The 21,186-nt window shown below is 70.7% G+C and carries 14 protein-coding genes; 6 read left to right on the top strand and 8 right to left on the bottom strand.

Annotated features, from left to right (window positions below):
• The first annotated feature begins 49 nt into the window (after positions 1–49).
• The 4 genes from gltB to SGUI_RS01240 are packed head-to-tail and all read left to right on the top strand — an operon-like array spanning position 50 to position 7,690.
• The gene (gene gltB, locus SGUI_RS01255; RefSeq protein ID WP_202816596.1) at positions 50–4,636 is read left to right on the top strand and encodes a glutamate synthase large subunit; all 4,587 of its coding nucleotides are present in this window, start codon (positions 50–52) and stop codon (positions 4,634–4,636) included.
• Positions 4,629–6,089, top strand: a complete 1,461-nt coding sequence (locus SGUI_RS01250; protein ID WP_066635248.1) for a glutamate synthase subunit beta — start codon at positions 4,629–4,631, stop codon at positions 6,087–6,089. The genes gltB and SGUI_RS01250 overlap by 8 nt, the downstream gene beginning before the upstream one ends.
• 27 nt (positions 6,090–6,116) lie before the next feature.
• Positions 6,117–6,803, top strand: a complete 687-nt coding sequence (locus SGUI_RS01245) for an MBL fold metallo-hydrolase (protein WP_066635244.1) — start codon at positions 6,117–6,119, stop codon at positions 6,801–6,803.
• On the top strand, positions 6,797–7,690 hold the full coding sequence (locus SGUI_RS01240; RefSeq protein ID WP_066642517.1) for an EamA family transporter: 894 nt from the start codon (positions 6,797–6,799) through the stop codon (positions 7,688–7,690). Before SGUI_RS01245 ends, SGUI_RS01240 begins: the two co-directional genes overlap by 7 nt.
• On the opposite strand, the gene SGUI_RS01235 is transcribed toward SGUI_RS01240, so the two are convergent.
• From SGUI_RS01235 to rpsA, 4 genes are all read right to left on the bottom strand, one after another.
• Positions 7,662–8,795: a TerC family protein gene (locus SGUI_RS01235; RefSeq protein WP_237141420.1), complete on the bottom strand. Its 1,134-nt coding sequence runs from the start codon at positions 8,793–8,795 to the stop codon at positions 7,662–7,664. The genes SGUI_RS01240 and SGUI_RS01235 overlap by 29 nt on opposite strands.
• A gap of 89 nt (positions 8,796–8,884) precedes the next feature.
• Entirely contained in the window at positions 8,885–10,993 is a 2,109-nt protein-coding gene (gene uvrB, locus SGUI_RS01230; RefSeq protein ID WP_066635241.1) for an excinuclease ABC subunit UvrB, read from the bottom strand.
• A 104-nt stretch (positions 10,994–11,097) separates the two neighbouring features.
• Positions 11,098–12,885 (bottom strand): BCCT family transporter, encoded by a 1,788-nt coding sequence (locus SGUI_RS01225; protein WP_066635239.1) that lies wholly within the window; start codon positions 12,883–12,885, stop codon positions 11,098–11,100.
• A gap of 171 nt (positions 12,886–13,056) precedes the next feature.
• On the bottom strand, positions 13,057–14,517 hold the full coding sequence (gene rpsA / locus SGUI_RS01220) for a 30S ribosomal protein S1 (RefSeq protein ID WP_066635233.1): 1,461 nt from the start codon (positions 14,515–14,517) through the stop codon (positions 13,057–13,059).
• 160 nt (positions 14,518–14,677) lie between these two features.
• Here rpsA and SGUI_RS01215 point away from each other — a divergent pair, with 160 nt between their 5' ends.
• Positions 14,678–15,550 carry a class I SAM-dependent methyltransferase gene (locus SGUI_RS01215; RefSeq protein ID WP_066635230.1) on the top strand — a complete coding sequence of 291 codons (873 nt, stop codon included), beginning with the start codon at positions 14,678–14,680 and terminating at the stop codon, positions 15,548–15,550.
• Positions 15,551–15,619: 69 nt separating this feature from the next.
• Positions 15,620–16,969: an ABC transporter substrate-binding protein gene (locus SGUI_RS01210; RefSeq protein ID WP_066635224.1), complete on the top strand. Its 1,350-nt coding sequence runs from the start codon at positions 15,620–15,622 to the stop codon at positions 16,967–16,969.
• 116 nt (positions 16,970–17,085) lie between these two features.
• Here the strand turns inward: SGUI_RS01210 and SGUI_RS01205 are convergent, their stop codons facing one another.
• The 4 genes from SGUI_RS01205 to SGUI_RS01190 are packed head-to-tail and all read right to left on the bottom strand — an operon-like array spanning position 17,086 to position 21,113.
• On the bottom strand, positions 17,086–17,874 hold the full coding sequence (locus SGUI_RS01205) for an ABC transporter ATP-binding protein (protein ID WP_066635221.1): 789 nt from the start codon (positions 17,872–17,874) through the stop codon (positions 17,086–17,088).
• Complete coding sequence (locus SGUI_RS01200; RefSeq protein WP_157621688.1) at positions 17,871–18,803, bottom strand: ABC transporter ATP-binding protein; 933 nt, start codon at positions 18,801–18,803, stop codon at positions 17,871–17,873. Before SGUI_RS01200 ends, SGUI_RS01205 begins: the two co-directional genes overlap by 4 nt.
• Entirely contained in the window at positions 18,793–19,782 is a 990-nt protein-coding gene (locus SGUI_RS01195; protein ID WP_066635218.1) for a branched-chain amino acid ABC transporter permease, read from the bottom strand. Before SGUI_RS01195 ends, SGUI_RS01200 begins: the two co-directional genes overlap by 11 nt.
• Before the next feature lie 11 nt (positions 19,783–19,793).
• The gene (locus SGUI_RS01190) at positions 19,794–21,113 is read right to left on the bottom strand and encodes a branched-chain amino acid ABC transporter permease (RefSeq protein WP_083190405.1); all 1,320 of its coding nucleotides are present in this window, start codon (positions 21,111–21,113) and stop codon (positions 19,794–19,796) included.
• Positions 21,114–21,186: the final 73 nt, after the last annotated feature.

Here is a 21,186-nt window from a genome sequence, read left to right as displayed (position 1 = left end):
CGCTGCCACCCCTCCCCGGCACGGCCCCGTCCCCGAAACCGGTGATCCCATGACAGAGACGATCGTCCCGACCGCCGCTGCTCTGCGTCCTGTGCCCGGTGCCGCCCCGGACGGGCTGTACGACGGTGCCCACGAGCACGACAGCTGCGGTGTGGCCTTCGTGGCGCGCCTGGACGGTTCGGCCCGGCACGACATCGTGGCCCAGGCCCTCACCGCCCTGCACAACCTGGACCACCGCGGTGCGGTGGGCAGCGAGGAGAACACCGGTGACGGCGCGGGCATCCTCACCCAGGTGCCGGACGCCTTCCTCCGTGAGGAGCTCCCCTTCGCGCTGCCGGACCCGGGTCGCTACGCGGTCGGCATCGTCTTCCTCCCGGGCGACGGCCAGGCGGACGAGGTCGCGGCGCAGGTCGAGGAGATCGTGCAGACCTCCGGCCTCAGCGTCCTCGGCTGGCGGGAGGTGCCGGTCGACGCGAGCATGATCGGGCCGACCGCGCTGTCGGTCATGCCGGTGATGCGTCAGCTCGTCGTCGGCGCGGGCGAGGAGCGCCCCGACGAGGAGGGGATCGAGCTGGAGCGGCGGGTCTGGCTCGCCCGCAAGCGGATCGAGCGCCGCACGACCGCCTACCCCGTGTCGCTGTCCACGCGCACGATCACCTACAAGGGCATGCTCACGACCGACCAGCTGCCCGCCTACTTCCCCGACCTCACCGACGAGCGCTACACCAGCGCGCTCGCCGTGGTGCACTCGCGCTTCTCCACCAACACCTTCCCCTCGTGGCCGCTCGCCCACCCCTACCGGGTCATCGCGCACAACGGCGAGATCAACACGGTCAAGGGCAACCGCAACTGGATGCGCGCCCGGCAGTCCCAGCTCAGCAGCGATCTCTTCCCGGGGGACCTCGCGGACGCCCTGCCCATCTGCACGCCGGACGCCAGCGACTCGGCGACCTTCGACGAGGTCCTGGAGCTCCTGAGCCTCGGGGGCAGGTCCCTGCCCCACTCCGTGCTCATGATGATCCCGGAGTCGTGGGAGAACGACGACACCATGGACCCCGACGTCCGGGCGTTCTACGAGTACCACTCGATGCTCATGGAGCCCTGGGACGGCCCGGCCAACCTCGTCTTCACCGACGGCACGCAGGTCGGGGCCGTCCTGGACCGCAACGGTCTGCGTCCCTCCCGCTACTGGGTCACCGACGACGGCATGGTGGTCCTCGGCTCGGAGTCCGGGCTGCTGCCCATCCCCCCGGAGAAGGTGGCCCGCAAGGGACGGGTCGCCCCGGGGCGCATGTTCCTCGTCGACCTGGAGGCCGGGGAGATCCTCGACGACACCCAGGTGAAGAAGGACCTCGCCGCGGCACAGCCGTACCGGGAGTGGCTCGACCAGCAGCTGGTCCACATGGACTCGCTCCCCACCCAGGTCCACGTCCGCCACACCCACGCCTCGGTGACCCGCCGGCAGCAGATCTTCGGCTACACGGAGGAGGAGCTGCGGATCATCCTCGCCCCGATGGCGCAGGCGGGGGCCGAGCCGCTCGGCGCCATGGGGACCGACACCCCGATCGCGGCCCTGTCCGACCGGCCGCGCCTGCTGTTCGACTACTTCGTCGAGGCCTTCGCCCAGGTGACCAACCCGCCGCTGGACGCGATCCGCGAGGAGATCGTCACCTCGCTGGGCAGCTCGAGCGGGCCCGAGCCCAACCTGCTCTCCGAGACCCCCCAGCACGCCAAGCAGGTCGTCCTGCCCTTCCCCGTCATCGACAACGACCAGCTCGCCAAGCTGCGACGGATCAACGTCGAGGGTGAGCACCCGGAGTTCGCGGCCGTGGTCGTCCGCGGCCTGTACCGGGTCGACGGCGGGGCCCAGTCCCTGGAGCAGCGGCTGGAGGAGATCTGCGCGGAGGTGGACGAGGCCATCGCCGCCGGGGCCTTCTTCGTCGTCCTCTCCGACCGCCACGCCGACCGGGAGCGCGCGCCCATCCCCTCGCTGCTCCTCACCAGCGCCGTCCACCACCACCTGGTGCGCAACAACACCAGGACCAGGGTGGGGCTGCTCGTCGAGGCGGGCGACGTCCGCGAGACGCACCACGTGGCCCTGCTGGTGGCCTACGGCGCCGCCGCGGTCAACCCCTACCTGGCCATGGAGACGGTCGAGAACCTCTGCTCCGCCGGCCAGCTGCTGGACGGGCTGGACCCGGACGTGGCCATCGCGCAGCTCATCAAGGCGCTGGGCAAGGGTGTCCTCAAGGTCATGTCCAAGATGGGCATCTCGACCATCGCGTCCTACCGCGGGGCGCAGACCTTCGAGGCCGTCGGGCTGTCGAAGGACGTGGTCGAGCGCTGGTTCACCGGCACGACCAGCCAGATCGACGGCGTCGGCCTGGACGTCATCGCCGAGGAGGTCCGGCGCCGGCACGCGGTGGCCTACCCGCTCTCCGGCATCCCGCCCTACCACCGGGCGCTGGACATCGGCGGCGAGTACCAGTGGCGCCGGGAGGGTCCCCCGCACCTCTTCAGCCCGGAGGCGGTCTTCCGCCTCCAGCACGCCACCCGGCAGGGTCGCTACGACGTCTTCAAGCAGTACACCGACCTCGTGGACGACCAGGCCGCCGACCTCATGACCCTGCGCGGGCTGTTCGGGCTGCAGCCGGACCGCGAGCCCGTCGACGTCGACGAGGTGGAGCCGGTCAGCGACATCGTCCGGCGGTTCGCCACCGGCGCGATGAGCTACGGCTCGATCTCGCAGGAGGCGCACGAGACCCTCGCGATCGCGATGAACCGGCTGGGCGGCAAGTCCAACACCGGCGAGGGCGGCGAGGACGTCGAGCGGCTGCTCGACCCGGAGCGACGCTCCGCCATCAAGCAGGTCGCCTCCGGACGCTTCGGGGTCACGTCCCCCTACCTCGTGCACGCCGACGACATCCAGATCAAGATGGCCCAGGGGGCCAAGCCGGGCGAGGGCGGCCAGCTCCCCCCGGGCAAGGTCTACCCCTGGGTGGCGAGCACCCGGCACTCGACGCCCGGCGTCGGCCTCATCTCACCGCCGCCGCACCACGACATCTACTCGATCGAGGACATCAAGCAGCTCATCCACGACCTCAAGAACGCCAACCCGAAGGCGCGCATCCACGTCAAGCTGGTCAGCCAGATCGGCGTCGGGACGGTCGCGGCGGGCGTGTCCAAGGCGAAGTCGGACGTCGTGCTCATCTCGGGCCACGACGGCGGCACCGGGGCGAGCCCGCTCACCTCGCTCAAGCACGCCGGCACCCCGTGGGAGCTGGGCCTGGCCGAGACGCAGCAGACGCTGCTGCTCAACGGCCTGCGAGACCGGATCGTCGTGCAGTGCGACGGGCAGCTCAAGACCGGTCGGGACGTCCTCGTCGCGGCCCTGCTCGGGGCCGAGGAGTTCGGCTTCGCGACCGCCCCGCTCGTGGTGTCCGGCTGCATCATGATGCGGGTGTGCCACCTCGACACCTGCCCGGTCGGGATCGCGACCCAGAACCCCGAGCTGCGCGAGCGCTACACCGGCAAGGCCGAGTACGTCGTCACCTTCTTCGAGTTCATCGCCCAGCAGGTCCGTGAGCTGCTCGCCGGGCTGGGCTACCGCAGCCTCGAGGAGGTCATCGGCCGTGCCGACCTGCTCGACACCTCCCGCGCGGTGGACCACTGGAAGGCCGACGGGCTCGACCTGGCACCGGTGCTCAACCTCACCCAGATCCCGGAGGGTGCCGCGCGCCGCTGCACGACCCAGCAGGAGCACGGCCTCGCCGCCGCCCTGGACAACCAGCTCATCGAGCTCGCGCGGCCCGCGCTGGAGGAGGGGACCGCCGTCTCCGGCAGCTTCCCCATCACCAACGTCAACCGGACCGTCGGCACGCTGCTGGGTCATCACGTGACCGTCAGCGCCGGGCCGGACGGACTGCCCGACGGCACGATCGACCTCACCCTCACCGGCTCGGCCGGTCAGTCGCTCGGGGCCTTCCTGCCCCGCGGCATCACCCTGCGCCTGGTCGGTGACGCGAACGACTTCGTCGGCAAGGGTCTGTCCGGCGGGCGCATCGTGGTCCGGCCCCCGGAGGACTCCCCCTTCGTCGCGACCGACCAGGTCATCGCCGGCAACGTCATCTGCTACGGCGCGACGGCCGGCCAGGTCAACGTCCGAGGTCTCGTCGGCGAGCGCTTCTGCGTCCGCAACTCCGGCGCCACCGCGGTCGTGGAGGGCGTGGGCGACCACGCGCTGGAGTACATGACCGGCGGGATGGCCCTGGTCCTGGGACGCACCGGACGCAACCTGGGCGCCGGGATGTCCGGCGGCACCGCCGTCGTCCTGGACCTGGACCGGGGCAGGATGAACCCCCTGGCGATGGCCAACGGCGACCTGCTCCTCACCCCGCTGGCGGAGACCGAGCACCTCGACACGGTGCGGGCGCTCCTCGAGGAGCACGTGGAGCTCACCGGCAGCTCGGTCGCACGGTCCCTGCTCGACGAGCCCGACTGGGCCCTGCGCCTCACCGCCGTCACCCCCCGCCAGTACGCCAGCGTCCTGCGCATCCGCCGCGAGGCCGAGGAACGCGGCGACGACCCCAACGGCCCCCACGCCTGGCAGCTCATCCTGGAGGACTCTCATGGCTGACCCCAAAGGCTTCCTGACCCACCGCGAGCGGGAGAACCGCCCCACCCGGCCCATCCCGGTCCGCATTATGGACTGGGAGGAGGTGCACGGCGAGCAGGCGACGTCGGTCCTGCAGCGCCAGGCGAGCCGCTGCATGGACTGCGGCATCCCCTTCTGCCACACCGGCTGCCCGCTCGGCAACCTCATCCCGGAGTGGAACGACCACACGCGCCGGGCGAACTTCGCCGACGCCATCGAGCGGCTGCACGCGACCAACAACTTCCCGGAGTTCACCGGACGGCTGTGCCCGGCCCCGTGCGAGACGGCCTGCGTCCTCGGGATCAACCAGCCGCCAGTGACGATCAAGCAGATCGAGGTCTCGATCATCGACCGCGCCTTCTCCAACGGGCGCGTCACCCCGCAGGAGCCGGAGTGGCTCAGCGGCAGGACCGTCGCCGTCGTGGGGTCGGGGCCCGCCGGCCTGGCCGCCGCCCAGCAGCTGGGGCGGGCCGGGCACACCGTGGTCGTCTACGAGAGGTCCGACGCCGTGGGCGGGCTGCTGCGCTACGGCATACCCGAGTTCAAGATGGAGAAGGCGGTCCTGGACCGCCGCCTCGTGCAGCTCCGCGGCGAGGGCATCCGCTTCATCACCGGCGTGACCATCGGCGGTGACGGCCCGGACGACGAGTCGCTGGAGCAGCTGCGCGAGCGCTTCGACGCCGTCGTCCTCGCGACCGGCTCGACCGTCCCCCGCGGTCTGCAGGTGCCCGGCGCGGACCTGGACGGTGTGCACCCGGCCATGGAGTTCCTCGTGCCCGCCAACAAGGAGGCGCTGGGTGGCGAGCGCGGCATCGACGCCTCCGGCAAGCACGTGGTCATCATCGGCGGCGGCGACACCGGCGCGGACTGCCTGGGGACGGCCCACCGCCACGGTGCGGCCTCGGTGCTCCAGCTGGAGATCATGCCCACTCCCCCGACCGAGCGTCCCGAGGCCCAGCCGTGGCCCACCTACCCGATGCTCTACAAGGTCACCGAGGCGCACGAGGAGGGCGGGGACCGGAACTACGGCGTCTCCACCCTCGAGGTGCTCGGTGACGACGAGGGCCGGGTGCGCGCGCTGGTCATGGTCGACGGCGAGTTCACGGACGGACGCTTCGTCCCGGTCGAGGGCACCGAGCGGGAGATCCCGGCCGAGCTGGTCCTGCTCGCCATGGGCTTCGTCGGGCCGGACGAGCAGGCGGCGCCCGCCGAGTCCCTGCCCCGCACGCCCCGCAACACCTACGAGCGGGACGACTCCTTCGCCACGCCGCTGGACGGGGTCTTCGCGGCCGGTGACTGCGGACGCGGCCAGTCCCTCATCGTGTGGGCGATCGCCGAGGGACGTGCCTGCGCGGCGACGGTCGACCGCTACCTCAGCGGGAGCACCACGTTGCCCTCACCCATCCGGGCGAGCGACCGCCCGCTCACCGCCTGATCGGACGGAGCCGCCTAGAATCGCCTGGTGAGACCCACTGACCTGCGAGGACACGTCACCCCCGGTGGTGAGACCTGGACCTACGACCTCGGCCCTGCGGTGGTGCGCAAGTGCAGCGTGAGCGAGATGGACAACAACGTCTACCTCATCACCTGCACCGCCACGGGCGCCCGGCTGCTCATCGACGCGGCGGACGACGGGGAGCGGATCCTGCGTCTCCTGGAGGAGGACGACCGGTCGCCCGGCCGGGCGCTCGAGGCGGTCCTCACCACCCACCGGCACTGGGACCACCACCGCGCGCTGGCCGACGTCGTCGAGCAGACCGGGGCAGCGGTCCTGGCCGGCGCGGCCGACGCCGACGGGCTCCCGGTCCCCGTCGACCGGCGCCTGCACGACGGCGACACGGTCCGCGTGGGCCACCTCGTCATGGACATCGTGCACCTGCGCGGGCACACCCCGGGGTCGATCGCGCTGGCTCTCAGCACGGCCGCCGACCGGACGACCACGCTGCTCTTCACCGGTGACAGCCTGTTCCCCGGCGGGCCGGGCAGGACGACGGGAGCCCAGGACTTCACCTCGCTCATGGACGACCTGGAGAACCGCGTCTTCGCCGTCTTCGACGACGACGCCGTCGTCCTGCCCGGCCACGGGGACAACACCACGCTGGGCGCCGAGCGGCCGTCCCTGGGCGAGTGGCGCGAACGCGGCTGGTGAGCACCTCCTCGCGCGCCCGCGCGAACCCCGTCGTCCTGGTCCTCCTGGCCGTGGTGTCGGTGCAGTTCGGCGGCGCCCTCGCCGCGACGCTCCTGCCCGCGGTCGGGGTCGTCGGCTCGGTGGCCCTGCGGCTCACGCTGGCGACCGCGCTGCTGTGGGTCTTCGTGCGGCCGCGGCTGCGTGGTCGCAGCGCCGCCGACTGGGGCACCGTGGGGCTGTTCGCGGCAGCGCTGACCTGCATGAACCTGGCCTTCTACGGCAGCCTCGCCCGGCTGCCGATCGGTGTGGCGGTGACGATCGAGTTCCTCGGGCCCCTGGCCCTGGCCGCGGCGCTGTCCCGCCGGGCTCGCGACGGCGTCGCCGTCCTGGCGGCCCTGGTGGGGGTGGTCCTCATCTCCGAGTCCCTCACGACCCCCTGGGCCGACCTCGACCTGGTCGGCATCCTGCTCGCCGCGCTGGCCGGTGCCCTGTGGGCCGCCTACATCGTGCTCAGCGGTCGCACCGGCGCCCGCTTCGAGGGTCTGGACGGCATCGCGATCTGCATGGCCCTCGGCGCCGTCGTGACCCTGCCGCTCGGGCTCCTCACCGCCGGGTCGGCGCTCTGGGAGCCGGAGGCCCTCGCCAGGGGCCTGGGCATCGCGCTGCTGTCCTCGGCGATCCCCTACAGCCTCGAGCTGCTGGCGCTGCGGCACCTCGCGGCCGGCACCTTCGGGGTGCTGCTCAGCCTCGAGCCGGCGGCGGCGGCGCTGGCCGGTCTGCTGATCCTGGGGCAGGTGCTCGGGGCGGACCAGCTCGTCGGCATGGGGCTGGTCGTGCTGGCCAGCATCGCCGTGCTCGGGCGGCCGAGGTCCGCCGAGGTCAGCGCTGCTCGGGACGCTCCCGGGTGAGCGCCGAGGAGTCGCTCCGCTCCTGCTCCTCGTCGTCCCGGTGCCCGCGGTGGTGCTGCGAGCCGAACAGGCCGACCTCGTTGATGTCGAGGTTGGCCTCGTCGCCCTCGCGCACGATGCCCCGGGCCGCGTCGCGCCGGGACTTCGCCAGGCTCGCGAGGGCGGTGACCCCCAGGATGACGACGATCGCCGTCAGCGAGAGCCAGATCGGCACGTCGGGCACGCCGAGGTGCTCCCCGCCGTTGATGAAGGACAGCTCGTTCTCGTGCATGGCGTGCAGGATGAGCTTCACGCCGATGAAGGCCAGCAGCACCGCGAGCCCGAGCCCCAGGTAGACCAACCGCTTGAGCAGGTCGCCGAGCAGGAAGTAGAGCTGACGCAGACCCATGAGGGCGAAGACGTTGGCCATGAGCACGAGGTAGGGCTCCTGCGTCAGGCCGAAGATGGCGGGGATCGAGTCGAGGGCGAAGAGCAGATCGGTGGTCCCCAGGGCGAGGACGACGATCGCCATCGGCGTGAGGACCCGCTTGCCGCTCTCCACGACCCGCAGCCTGGTCCCACCGTCCCACGACTGGGTGACCGGGAAGCGCTTCTCCACCCAGCGCAGCACGGCGTTCTCCTGGAAGTCGTCCTCCTCCTCGTCGTGCCCGAGGTTCTCCATCGCGAGCTTGACCGCGGTGTAGATGAGGAAGGCGCCGAAGAGGTAGAAGACCCAGGACCAGCGCTCGATCGCCGCGGCACCCACGAGGATGAAGATCGCACGCATGACGAGCGCCATGACGATGCCGACCATGAGCGCGAACTGCTGGTACTTCCGCGGCACCCCGAACTTGGCCATGATGATGAGGAAGATGAAGAGGTTGTCGATCGACAGGGAGTACTCCATCAGCCACCCGGCGTAGAACTCGGCCGCGTGCTGACCGCCCGAGGCGACGAGCACGCCGAGCCCGAAGAGCAGCGCCAGACCGACGTAGATCGAGAGCGCGATCGAGACCTCACGCCGCGACGGCTCGTGCGGCCGACGACCCAGGACCAGCAGGTCGAAGGCGAAGACGAGCGCGATGAGGACCAGCGTGGCGGTCCACACCCAGCCGGGGACATCCATGTGCGGGTTCTCCCTTCCGATCAGGGCAGCCGTGCCGGACCGGAGGTCCCCCACAGCGGTCCTCCGACGAACGACCTCATCGTCTCACGTCAGCCGGTCGCCTCTCTCATCTGACGCAGCTCCTTCTTGAGGTCGCCGATCTCGTCACGCAGCCGGGCGGCGAGCTCGAAGTGCAGGTCCGTCGCCGCCTGGTGCATCTGCTCGGTCAGCTCGTGGATGAGCTGCGCCAGCTCGGTGGCCGGCAGGCCGTCGCCGGTGCGCCGGTCCACGGCGCTCGTGCCCACCGTCGGGGTGCCGCGCCGCGACGCCCCTCCCTTGCCGCGTGACTGGCTGCGCCCGCTGCCCATGAGCACCTCGGTGTCGGCGTCCTCCCGCTCCAGCATGTCGGTGATGTCGGCGATGCGCTTGCGCAGCGGGGTCGGGTCGATCCCCTCGGCGGCGTTGTAGGCGAGCTGCTTCTCGCGCCGCCGGTTCGTCTCCTCGATCGCCTCCTCCATCGAGGGGGTGACCGTGTCGGCATACATGTGTACCTGGCCCGAGACGTTGCGGGCCGCGCGGCCGATGGTCTGGATGAGCGACCGCGTGGAGCGCAGGAAGCCCTCCTTGTCGGCGTCGAGGATGCTCACGAGGGACACCTCCGGCAGATCGAGTCCCTCGCGCAGCAGGTTGATCCCGACCAGCACGTCGTACTCCCCCAGCCGCAGCTCGCGGAGCAACTCCACCCGTCGCAGGGTGTCGACCTCGGAGTGCAGGTAGCGCACCCGCACCCCCTTGTCCAGCAGGTAGTCGGTGAGGTCCTCGGCCATCTTCTTGGTCAGGGTCGTGACGAGCACGCGCTCGTCGCGCGAGGTGCGCTCGCCGATCTCGTGCAGCAGGTCGTCGATCTGCCCCTTGGTCGGCTTGAGGACCACCTGCGGGTCCACCAGACCGGTCGGGCGGATGATCTGCTCGACGTAGCCCTCTCCCTTGGCCAGCTCGTAGTCGCCCGGCGTCGCCGACAGGTAGACGGTCTGACCGATCCGCTCCAGGAACTCCTCCCACTTCAGCGGCCGGTTGTCCATGGCGCTGGGCAGGCGGAAGCCGTGGTCCACCAGCGTCCGCTTGCGCGACATGTCCCCCTCGTACATCGCCCCGATCTGCGGCACCGTGACGTGCGACTCGTCGACGACGAGCAGGAAGTCCTCCGGGAAGTAGTCCAGGAGGCAGTTGGGGGCGGAGCCGGCCGACCGTCCGTCGATGTGCCGCGAGTAGTTCTCGATCCCCGAGCACGAGCCGACCTGCCGCATCATCTCGATGTCGTAGGTCGTCCGCATCCGTAGCCGCTGCGCCTCGAGCAGCTTGCCCTGCTGCTCGAAGGTCTCGAGCTGGGTGGCCAGCTCGCTCTCGATCCCCGAGATGGCCCGCTCCATGCGCTCCGGGCCGGCGACGTAGTGCGAGGCGGGGAAGACATACATCTCCTGCTCCTCCCGCACCACCTCCCCGGTCAGCGGGTTGAGGGTGTAGAGCCGGTCGATCTCGTCGCCGAAGAACTCGATGCGCACGGCGAGCTCCTCGTACTGCGGGATGATCTCGACGGTGTCGCCGCGGACCCGGAAGGTGCCGCGGGAGAAGGCCATGTCGTTGCGGGTGTACTGCATCGTGACGAAGCGCCGCAGCAGCTCGTCCCGCTCGACCGTCTCCCCGACCCGGAGCCGGGCCATCCGGTCGACGTACTCCTGGGGCGTGCCCAGGCCGTAGATGCAGGAGACCGAGGCGACGACCACGACGTCGCGTCGGGTGAGCAGGGAGTTGGTCGCCGAGTGGCGCAGCCGCTCCACCTCGTCGTTGATCGAGGAGTCCTTCTCGATGTAGGTGTCCGTCTGCGGGACGTAGGCCTCGGGCTGGTAGTAGTCGTAGTAGCTGACGAAGTACTCCACCGCGTTGTTGGGGAGCAGCTCCTTGAACTCGTTGGCGAGCTGGGCGGCCAGCGTCTTGTTGGGCGCCATGACGAGGGTGGGCCGCTGGACCTGCTCGATCATCCATGCCGTCGTCGCCGACTTGCCGGTGCCGGTGGCACCGAGCAGCACGATGTCCTCCTCGCCGGCCTGGACCCGCCGCGCGAGGTCGGCGATCGCGGTCGGCTGGTCGCCGCTCGGACGGTAGTCGGAGACGACGCGGAAGGGGCTGACCGTGCGTTGCAGGTCGGTGGTCGGGCGCATGGTTCCACGGTAGCCCCCGGCACCGACAAGGGTGGCCCGGCCAGGGGCCGGACCACCCTCGTGCGGTCACGTGCCGCGCAGCGGCACGAGCGGCTGGAGCCGCGTCACCGGCTCTGAGACTCCTCCTGCGCCTTCTTGCGGCGACCGAGGCGCCAGTTCGCACCGTGGGTGCTGGAGAGCGCGTAGTCGATCCGGTCGTCGACCTTGGGGCCGAAGACGTCGTCGAAGTTCTCCTCCAGCTCCCCGGTCAGCTCGCGCCGGCGCGTCCGCATCTCGCTCTGCATGATGATCCGGTGCTCGCTCGACAGCGCCTTGTAGAGGGAGATGGCGATGAGCACCATGACGATCGCGAACGGGAACCCGGTCGCCACCGATCCTGCCTGCAGGGCGCTCAACCCCGCGGATCCACCGGCCAGGAGCAGACCGATCGCGACCAGCCCCTCGAGCGAGGCCCAGAGCACCCGGCTCCAGGTGGGCGGGTCCGGGTGCCCGCCGGAGGCGAGCATGTCCACCACGAGCGAGCCGGAGTCCGAGGACGTCACGAAGAAGATGACGACCAGGACGATCGCGATCCCGGAGAGGATCGAGCCGAGCGGCAGCGTGTTGAGGGTGTCGAACAGCGCGATCTCCGCAGTGACACCGTCCGGTCCCACGAGGTCGCCCTGCTCGATCTGCCGCATGATGGCCGTTCCGCCCATGACGGTGAACCAGACGAAGCTGACCAGCGTCGGCACCAGCAGGGCGCCGGCGACGAACTCGCGCACCGTGCGGCCGCGGGAGATCCGGGCGATGAAGACGCCCACGAAGGGTGCCCAGGAGATCCACCAGCCCCAGTAGAAGATCGTCCAGCCGCTGGCCCAGCTGATGCCCTCCTCGCCGCTGTAGGCGAAGCCCTCGAAGGTCATCGGGACGATGTTGGCGGCGTAGGCGCCCAGGGACTGCACGAAGTCACGCGCCAGGAACAGCGTCGGGCCGAGCAGCAGCACGGCCAGGAGGAAGACCCCGGCGAGGATGAGGTTGGCGTTCGACAGGTAGCGGATGCCCTTGCCCACACCGCTGACCACCGACACCACGGCGATGGCCGTGATGCAGACGATGAGGATGACGAGCAGCGTGTTGGTGGCCTCGTCGACGACCCCCAGCTCGCTCAGGCCGGTGGCCACCTGGGTGACTCCCAGGCCCAGCGAGGTGGCGACACCGAAGACGGTGCCGACGATGGCGAGGACGTCCACGACGTCGCCGAGGGTGCCCTTGACCCGGTCCCCGAACAGCGGCTCGAGGGCCCAGCGGATCGACACCGGCCGGCCCTTGCGGTGGATCGCGTAGGCGAGCGCCAGCCCGATGATGACGTAGACCGACCAGGGGTGGAAGCCCCAGTGCATGAAGGTCTGGGCCATGGCCCGCTCGGCCGTCCCGGCCGTCGTCGCGTCGGGCGACAGGCCGGGCGGCGGCGAGGTGAAGAAGGTCAGCGGCTCGGCGACGCCGTAGAAGACGAGGCCGATACCCATACCGGCCGCGAAGAGCATCGCGAACCACGAGCCGAGGCCGAACTCCGCCTCCTCACCGTCGCGACCCAGGGTGATGTCGCCGAAACGGCTGAATGCCAGGAAGAGCGCGAAGACGACGAATCCGGCGATGACGATCGTGTAGAACCAGCCGAAGTTGGTGACGATCCCGCTCTGGATGGCATTCCACAAGGAGCCTGCGGTCTCGGTGAAGATGGCCGAGAAGAGTGCCACCGCAGCGACGACGACGAGCGCCGGCCAGAAGACCCGGGGGGCGATCCCGCCCGGCCCGAGCTTGACGCCGTGGTCCAGCAGCTGCTGCTCCACGGAGGTTTCGTGATGGACGGGCTCCTTGGCCTGTTCGGTGTTCTTGACGGATTCGCTCATGATCTCCGATTCCGTTGTCGTTGAGTTCTTGAAAAGAATTTCGGCGGTTGCCGAGCACATTCGACGCCTGACATTAACACGCATCACGCGCCGCGGCCCGGCCCGCAGACAGCACGGTCCGCCCTGCCACGGGGCAGGGCGGACCGTGATGGACCTACCCGGTGAGGGTGATCAGTTGCCGGTGAGCTTCTCCCGGAGAGCGGCCAGCGCCTCGTCGGAGGCCAGCGTGCCGCCGTCCTCGTCGCCGGAGCTGTCGTCCGAGGAGTAGGACGTGGAGGCCGGGGTGACCTCGACGCCGGCGGCGCTGTCGGCCTCGTTGGCCGCCTCGACCTGCGCCTTGTGCGCCTCCCAGCGCTCGTGCGCGTCGGCGTACTCCTTCTCCCACTTCTCCCGCTGCTCCTCGTGGCCCTCGAGCCACTCGTTGGTCTCCGGGTCGAAGCCCTCGGGGTACTTGTAGTTGCCCTGCTCGTCGTACTCGGCGGCCATGCCGTAGAGGGTCGGGTCGAACTCCGCCGCGACGGCGTCGTTGGCCTGCTTGAGCGACAGCGAGATCCGCCGGCGCTCCAGGTCGATGTCGATGACCTTGACGAAGACCTCGGCACCGACGGTGACGATCTGCTCGGGCAGCTCCACGTGGCGCTCCGCCAGCTCGGAGATGTGCACCAGACCCTCGATGCCGTCCTCGACCCGGACGAAGGCACCGAAGGGGACCAGCTTGGTCACCTTGCCGGGCACGACCTGACCGATCGCGTGCGTGCGGGCGAAGGTCTGCCACGGGTCCTCGAGGGTCGCCTTGAGCGAGAGGGAGACGCGCTCGCGGTCCATGTCGACGTCGAGCACCTCGACGGTGACCTCGTCGCCGACCTCGACGACCTCGCCCGGGTGGTCGATGTGCTTCCAGGACAGCTCGGAGACGTGCACCAGGCCGTCGACGCCGCCGCCGAGGTCGACGAAGGCACCGAAGTTGACGATGCTGCTGACCACGCCGGAGCGCACCTGGCCCTTGGCGAGCTCCTTGAGGAAGGTCGTGCGCACCTCGGACTGGGTCTGCTCCAGCCAGGCGCGACGGGACAGGACCACGTTGTTGCGGTTCTTGTCCAGCTCGATGATCTTGGCCTCGATCTCCTTGCCGACGTAGGGCTGGAGGTCGCGTACGCGACGCATCTCGACCAGGGAGGCAGGGAGGAAGCCGCGCAGACCGATGTCGAGGATGAGGCCGCCCTTGACGACCTCGATGACGGTGCCGGTGACGACGCCGTCCTCCTCCTTGATCTGCTCGATCGAGCCCCAGGCGCGCTCGTACTGGGCACGCTTCTTGGACAGGATCAGGCGACCCTCCTTGTCCTCCTTCTGGAGGACCAGGGCCTCGACCTCGTCGCCGACGGTGACGACCTCGGAGGGGTCGACGTCGTGCTTGATGGCCAGCTCGCGGGAGGGGATGACCCCCTCGGTCTTGTAGCCGATGTCGAGCAGGACCTCGTCGCGGTCGACCTTGACGATCACTCCCTCGACGATGTCGCCGTCGTTGAAGTTCTTGATCGTGGCGTCGATGGCCGCGAGCAGTTCCTCCTCAGTGCCGATGTCGTTGACGGCGATCTGGGAGGTGGCCTTCTCGGCCGTGGTGGCAGTCATGTAGTAGGGACTCCGATTGTGGACTGGACGTATGGATGGATGTGTGGGTGCTGTCCGACGCCGGTCGAGCCCTGCATCCGGGCACGACGAAAAGACCAGACAAGCCCCCTCAGCCTATCGGCGCCGGACGAGCAGGTCAAAAGCCGTGCACACTGGGCCCATGCCCGCCCCGCCACCGCCCGAGACCCCGGACCGCGTGGTGCGACGCGCGGCCTCGCACGAGGAGTCGGTGCGCGCCGGCCGCGGCTGGTGGGACGAGGAGGCCGAGACCTACTACGCCGAGCACGGCCGGGACCTCGGTGACGCCGACCTCTCGTGGGGCCCGGAGGGCCGCACGGAGGCGGAGCTGGGCGTGCTCGGGCCGCTCCGGGGCCTGGACGTGCTGGAGGTCGGTGGTGGCGCGGCCCAGGGCGCGCGCTGGTGCGCCGGGCAGGGGGCCCGCGTGCTGAGCTGCGACGTGAGCGGGGGGATGCTCACGGTCGCGCAGCGGCTGGACGCCTCCCGACCCGGCGCCTCTCCGGCGGCCTACCTGCAGTGCGACGGCGCGGCGCTGCCGCTCGCGGATGCCTGTCTCGACGTCGTCTTCACCGCGCACGGGGTGCTGGCGTTCGTGCCCGACGCGACCTCGACCCTGCGCGAGTGGGCCCGGGTGGTGCGGCCCGGAGGACGCGTCGTGTTCTCCCTCCCCCACCCCTTCCGGTGGGTCTTCCCGGACGTGCCGGGCCCGGAGGGGCTCGTCGCACGCCACAGCTACTTCGACCGGGCCGCCTACGTCGAGGAGACCGCTGCGGGGGTGGCGACCTACACCGAGCACCACCGCACCCTCGGTGACCTCGTGCGGGCCGTGCACGACGCCGGGCTGGTGCTCGTGGACCTGGTCGAGCCCACCTGGGTCCCGGGTCGGCACGCCTGGGGCGGTTGGAGCGCGACCCGTGGCGACCTCCTGCCCGGGACGGCCCTGCTCGTCACCGTGCGCCCCGCGGACGATCCCGACACACGGCAAGGTCACAGTTTGGTGACGAAGGGATCGTGACCGGGCATGGGCGTCCTAGGCTGACATCCCGTGACGGGCAACGACGCCCCCGAACCGAAAGAGGAACACATGCGTAGGACGACCCATCTGAGGGCGGTGGCCGCCCTGTCCGCGGTGACCCTGCTGGCCGCGTGCGGTGGCGGCGAGGACGCCGGCACCGACGACACCTCCGCCGCGGACGAGAGCTCGCAGGACGGCGCCGAGGAGGACACCGGCGGCGAGGACGACATGGCGAGCGAGGAGCCGGTCGCCGGCGGCGACGGCAACACCTCCGACACCTTCACCTTCGGCTACGTCCTCCCGGAGACCGGGCAGCTGGCCTTCCTCGGCCCGCCGCAGATCCAGGCCCTCGGCCTGGCCATCGAGGACATCAACGCGGCCGGTGGCGTCCTCGGCAACGAGGTCCCGGACGCGATCGCCGGCGACGAGGCCGGGCAGGAGGCCGCAGCGCAGCAGGCCGCCGACCGCATCCTCGCCGAGCAGCCCAGCGCCATCGTCGGCGCGGCGGCCTCGGGCATGTCCCTGGCGATCATCGACCGGGTGACCGGCGCCAACGTCATGCAGTGCTCCGGCTCCAACACCGCGCCGACCTTCACCGACTATCAGGACGACGGGCTCTACGTGCGCACCGCGCCCTCGGACGCCCTCCAGGGTCCGGTGCTGGCCAACACCATCGTCAACGACGGCTACAGCAACGTGGCCATCGTCGCCCGCGCCGACGACTACGGCGCCGGCCTGGCGGACGCGACGGCGACGGCCCTCGAGAACGCCGGGGCCACCGTCTCCCTCAACGAGAGCTACGACCCGCTGGCCCGGGAGTTCAACGCGGTCGTCTCCTCGGTCGAGGCGGCCCAGCCCGACGCGGTCGTGGTCATCGCCTTCGAGGAGGGCGGGCAGATCCTCCAGGGGATGTTCGAGGCCGGCCTGACCCCGGACACCGTGGGTGTCTACGGCGCCGACGGCCTGCGCTCGGCGGACCTGGGCAGCATCGTCAACGAGTCCGACCCGAGCGTCATCGCGGGCATGAAGGGCACCGCGCCCGCCTCCGCGGACAACCCGGACTTCCTCAGCCGGCTGCAGGAGTTCGCGCCGGACCTGGAGGAGACGCAGTTCGCCCCGCAGGTCTACGACTGCGCCGTCGTCATGGCCCTGGCCGCGGAGGCGGCCGGGTCGGTGAACGCGGCCGACTTCAAGGCCGAGGTCAACGGCATCACGAGCGAGGGCACCGAGTGCACGTCCTACGAGGAGTGCAAGGGTCTCATCGAGGACGGCGAGGACGTCGACTACAACGGTGCCAGCGGTCCGCTCGACTTCACCGAGGCCGGTGAGCCGGGCACGGCCACGATCGAGGTCTACGAGTTCGACGACGCCGGGGAGCTGCAGTCGGTCGAGACCGTGGAGTCCAACCCGAGCGAGTGAGACGAGCGGCCGGGCCCGCCAGGGGCCCGGCCGCCGGCCCACCCCACGACGACGGCCCGGCACCCCCTCGGGTGCCGGGCCGTCGTCGTCCCCGTCGAGCCGGCCGGTCCCCGCCCTCAGTCGTCCGTGATCCGGGCCAGGGTGCCGAGGTAGAGCTCGATGACCTTCGGGTCGTTCGCGAGCTCCGCACCGGTCCCGGTGTGCGCGTCCTGCCCCTGGTCCAGGACGTAGGCCCGGTCGGAGATGTCCAGGCACTGACGGGCGTTCTGCTCCACCATGAGCACCGACACCCCGGAGGAGTTGATCCGGGAGACGGCCTCGAAGACCGAGTCCTGCATGAGGGGTGAGAGCCCGGCGGAGGGCTCGTCGAGGAAGAGCACGTACGGCCCGGTCATGAGGGCCCGGCCCATCGCCACCACCTGGCGCTCACCCCCGGAGAGCGAGCCGGCCCGTTGCGCCCGCCGGTCGGCGAGCAGCGGGTAGAGGTCGCTCACCTCGGCGAAGCGCGCGGCATACTCCTTGGGCCGCAGGTAGAGCCCCATCTGGAGGTTCTCCTCGACGGTGAGCGAGGGGAAGACGTTGTTGTTCTGCGGGACGTAGCCCAGCCCGTCGGCGACCAGCCGGTGCGCCGGGCGGGAGGTGATGTCCTCCCCCTGCAGCATCACGCGGCCGGACCGGACCGGCACGAGCCCGAACATCGCCTTGATGAGCGTGGACTTGCCCGCGCCGTTCGGCCCGATGATGCCCACGAGCTCCCCGGGACGGACCTCCACCGAGCAGCCGCGCAGGATGTCGACGTCGGGGATGTAGCCCGCCACGAGGTCCTCGGTCCACAGCACCGGCTGGGTGGACGCGCCGCCGTCCACCGCGGCCTCCGCCTCGCCGTCCTGGCCTGCTGGACTCATCGGTCCTCCTCCGTGGGCAGCCCCCGGTGGCTGCCCAGGTATGCCTCGATCACCGCGGGGTCCTTGCGGATGTCGTCGGGTCGTCCCTCGGCGATGACCTTGCCCTGGGCGAAGCAGACCACCCAGTCGCTGATCGACATGATGACGTCCATGTCGTGCTCGACCAGCACGATCGTCATCCCCTCGTCGCGCAGCGCCTCGATGTGCCCCAGGAGCGACTGCGTCAGCGCGGGGTTGACCCCGGCCATGGGTTCGTCGAGCAGGATCATCCGCGGCTCGACCATGAGGGCCCGGGCCATCTCCAGCAGCTTGCGCTGACCGCCGGACATGGTGCCCGCGAACTCGTCCCGCATGTGCGCGAGGTTGAAGCGCTCGAGCAGCTCCTCGGCACGGCCGCGGATCTGGGCCTCCTGGGCCGCCCAGAGCGGGCGCAGCAGCGAGGCGAGCATGCCCTCGCCGCGCTGACCGGTGGCGCCGAGCATGAGGTTCTCCAGGCTGGTGAGCCGGGTGAGGGCCTTGGTCAGCTGGAAGGTGCGGACCATGCCCTTCCTCGCGATCCGGTGCGGCGGACGCCCGGTGACGTCGCCCCCGTCGAAGGACCAGCGGCCGCTGTCCGGCCGGTCGAAGCCGGTGATGAGGTTGAAGAAGGTCGACTTGCCGGCACCGTTGGGGCCGATGAGCGCGGTGATCGTGCCGCGCTGCACCTCGAGGTGCTCCACCTCGACCGCGCGCACGCCCCCGAAGTGCCGGGCCATGTCGTCCGCGACGAGGATCGGGTCCGGCTTGGCGACCCCGGGGGTGTTGGCGACGCCGGCCAGGGCCTCTGCGGCGCGCCGGGCCCCGACGGAGGGTTCGGCCTCGTGGGTCCGCTCCTGCTCGTGCAGGGCCTCCCGCTCCGCGACGAGATCGGGGTGCGTGTCATCGGACATCGAGACGCAGCTCCTTCCGGTTGCCGATCAGCCCGGCGGGTCGGAACATCATGAGCAGCATCAGGCCGAGGCCGACCGCCGCGAAGCGCACGGCCCCGATGTCGCTGGGGACGAGCAGGCTTCCCGGGATCCACCCCGCGGCCATGGCCGACCGCAGGAAGGCGTCCAGGAAGGTCAGCAGGAACCAGAAGACCACGGAGCCGAGGATCGGTCCGAGCACTCGGCTGGCGCCGCCCAGGATCATGATCGTCCACAGGTAGAAGGTGATGATCGGGATGAACGCGTCCGGGGTGATGGCCTGGCTGTTGATGGCCAGCAGCGCGCCGGCCAGCGCGCCGAGCACGCCGCCGAGGACGAGGGCCTGCATCTTGTAGGCGAAGACGTTCTTGCCCAGGCTGCGCGCCGCCTCCTCGTCCTCGCGGACCGCCCGCAGGACCCGCCCCCAGGGGCTGTGGACCAGCAGCCACACCAGACCGGCGGCCAGGAAGGTCGCCGTCCAGGCGACCGTCATGAGCCAGAGGGCCCGCTCCCCGAAGCGCAGCGGCCCCAGCTCGAGCGGTCCGGTGAACGGGTTGAGGTCGTAGAAGCCGCCGGCGAACTGGACGAGGCCGAAGACCCCGCCGGTCACCGGCTCGGCGAAGGAGGAGCGGTAGACGTAGCGCAGGACCTCGGCCGCGGCGATGGTGGCGATGGCGAGGTAGTCGCCGCGCAGCCGCAGGGTGGGCACCCCGAGGATGAGCGCGAGCACCACCGCGCAGGCCATGCCCACGAGGACCCCCGCCCAGAGCGGGAAGCCGAAGGACAGGACCGAGATCGCGGTGCCGTAGGCACCGACCAGCATGAAGCCGACCTGGCCGAAGTTGAGCAGGCCGGTGTAGCCGAAGTGGATGTTGAGCCCGATGGCGGCCAGGGCGTAGATCGCGGCCTCCGGGCCGAGGGCGCCCCGGATCGCCACCGAGAGCACGGACAGCAGGTCCATCGTCGTCCTCCTCAGCCGACCCGCTCACGCCGGCCCAGGATGCCCTGGGGCCGGACGAGGAGCACGATGATCATGACCAGCAGCGCCCACATGTAGGCCAGCGAGGCGGGGAACCACAGGGTGGACAGCTGCGACACCAGGCCGATGACCACCGAGCCCAGCATCGCGCCGTAGGCGCTGCCCAGCCCGCCGAGGATGACGCCGGCGAACATCAGGAGCAGCAGCTCGAAGCCCATCTCGCTGTAGATCGCCTGGGTCAGGCCGAAGAAGACGCCGCCGATCGCCGCCAGGGCCCCGCCCAGGACCCAGACCACGAGGACCACCCGCTGCACGTCGATGCCGGAGGCCTCGGCGAGGTCGCGGTTGTCGTTGACCGCGCGCATCGCCGTGCCGATCCTCGTCCGCTGCAGCATGACGGCCACGGCGATCATGATCGCGAAGGCCAGCACCGTGATGATGAGGTCACGGGGCGTGATGCGCACGGGGCCGAAGGTGAGCGCGGTCTGCAGCGAGTACTCGTCGTACTGCTGACGACGCGAGCCGAAGACGATGAGGATGAGGTGGCGCAGCAGGAGCGACAGGCCGATCGCCACGATGAACATCTGGATGAGGCCGGCGCCACGACGCCGCAGCGGCCGCCACAGCGTCACCTCGAAGCCCCCGGCGACGGCTCCGCCCACGACCATCGCCAGGACCGCGGCCAGGATGATCGGCAGGTTGCCCGGCGAGGTGCTGAGGAAGTAGGCCGCGACCGCGCCGATCGTCACGAGCTCGCCGTGGGCGAAGTTGATGAGCTTGGTGGTGCCGAAGACCAGCGAGAGCCCGACCGCGGTGATGGCGATGATCGCGCCGAACTTGATGCCGTCGACGACCAGCTGGAGGACCCGCCCCACGGGCACGCCGCCCCTGCCCTGCTCCGTCTCCCCGGTCCCGAGCTGGAAGATGACGCCCTGGGAGGCCCCCGGGCGGACCTGGACGTCATCGAGGACCTCACCGTCCTCGGTCGTGGGCGCCACGCCCTCCGGCAGCCCGGAGACGTCAAGCGTCACGGTGTATGCCCCGGGTCCCGGCAGCGGGACCGACCACCTGCCCTCCGCGTCGGTGGTGGTGCTCCCGACCTCCGCCCCGTCCTGGGCCACCGTGATGGTGATGCCCTCCAACGGCTCGCGGTCCGGGTCGCGCACCGTCCCCTGCACGGACTCCGCCGCCTCCTCGGACGCACTCACCGAGGCCGGGGCGGCCTGCGCGGCGGGGCTCCCCGCGGGCAGACCGACGCCGAGGAACAGACCCAGCAGGACGGCAGCGAATGCTGCCCACAGGCGGGCGGTCACGGGATCTCCTTCGATGCGGTCACCGGGAGTAAACCACACGTCAGCCCCCCTGCCCAGCACGGGAAGGTCACGG

Source organism: Serinicoccus hydrothermalis (genome assembly GCF_001685415.1).
Lineage (GTDB): Bacteria > Actinomycetota > Actinomycetes > Actinomycetales > Dermatophilaceae > Ornithinicoccus > Ornithinicoccus hydrothermalis.
Note: the sequence above shows the minus strand (reverse complement) of the source record. Positions and strands in the feature narration are given on the sequence as shown.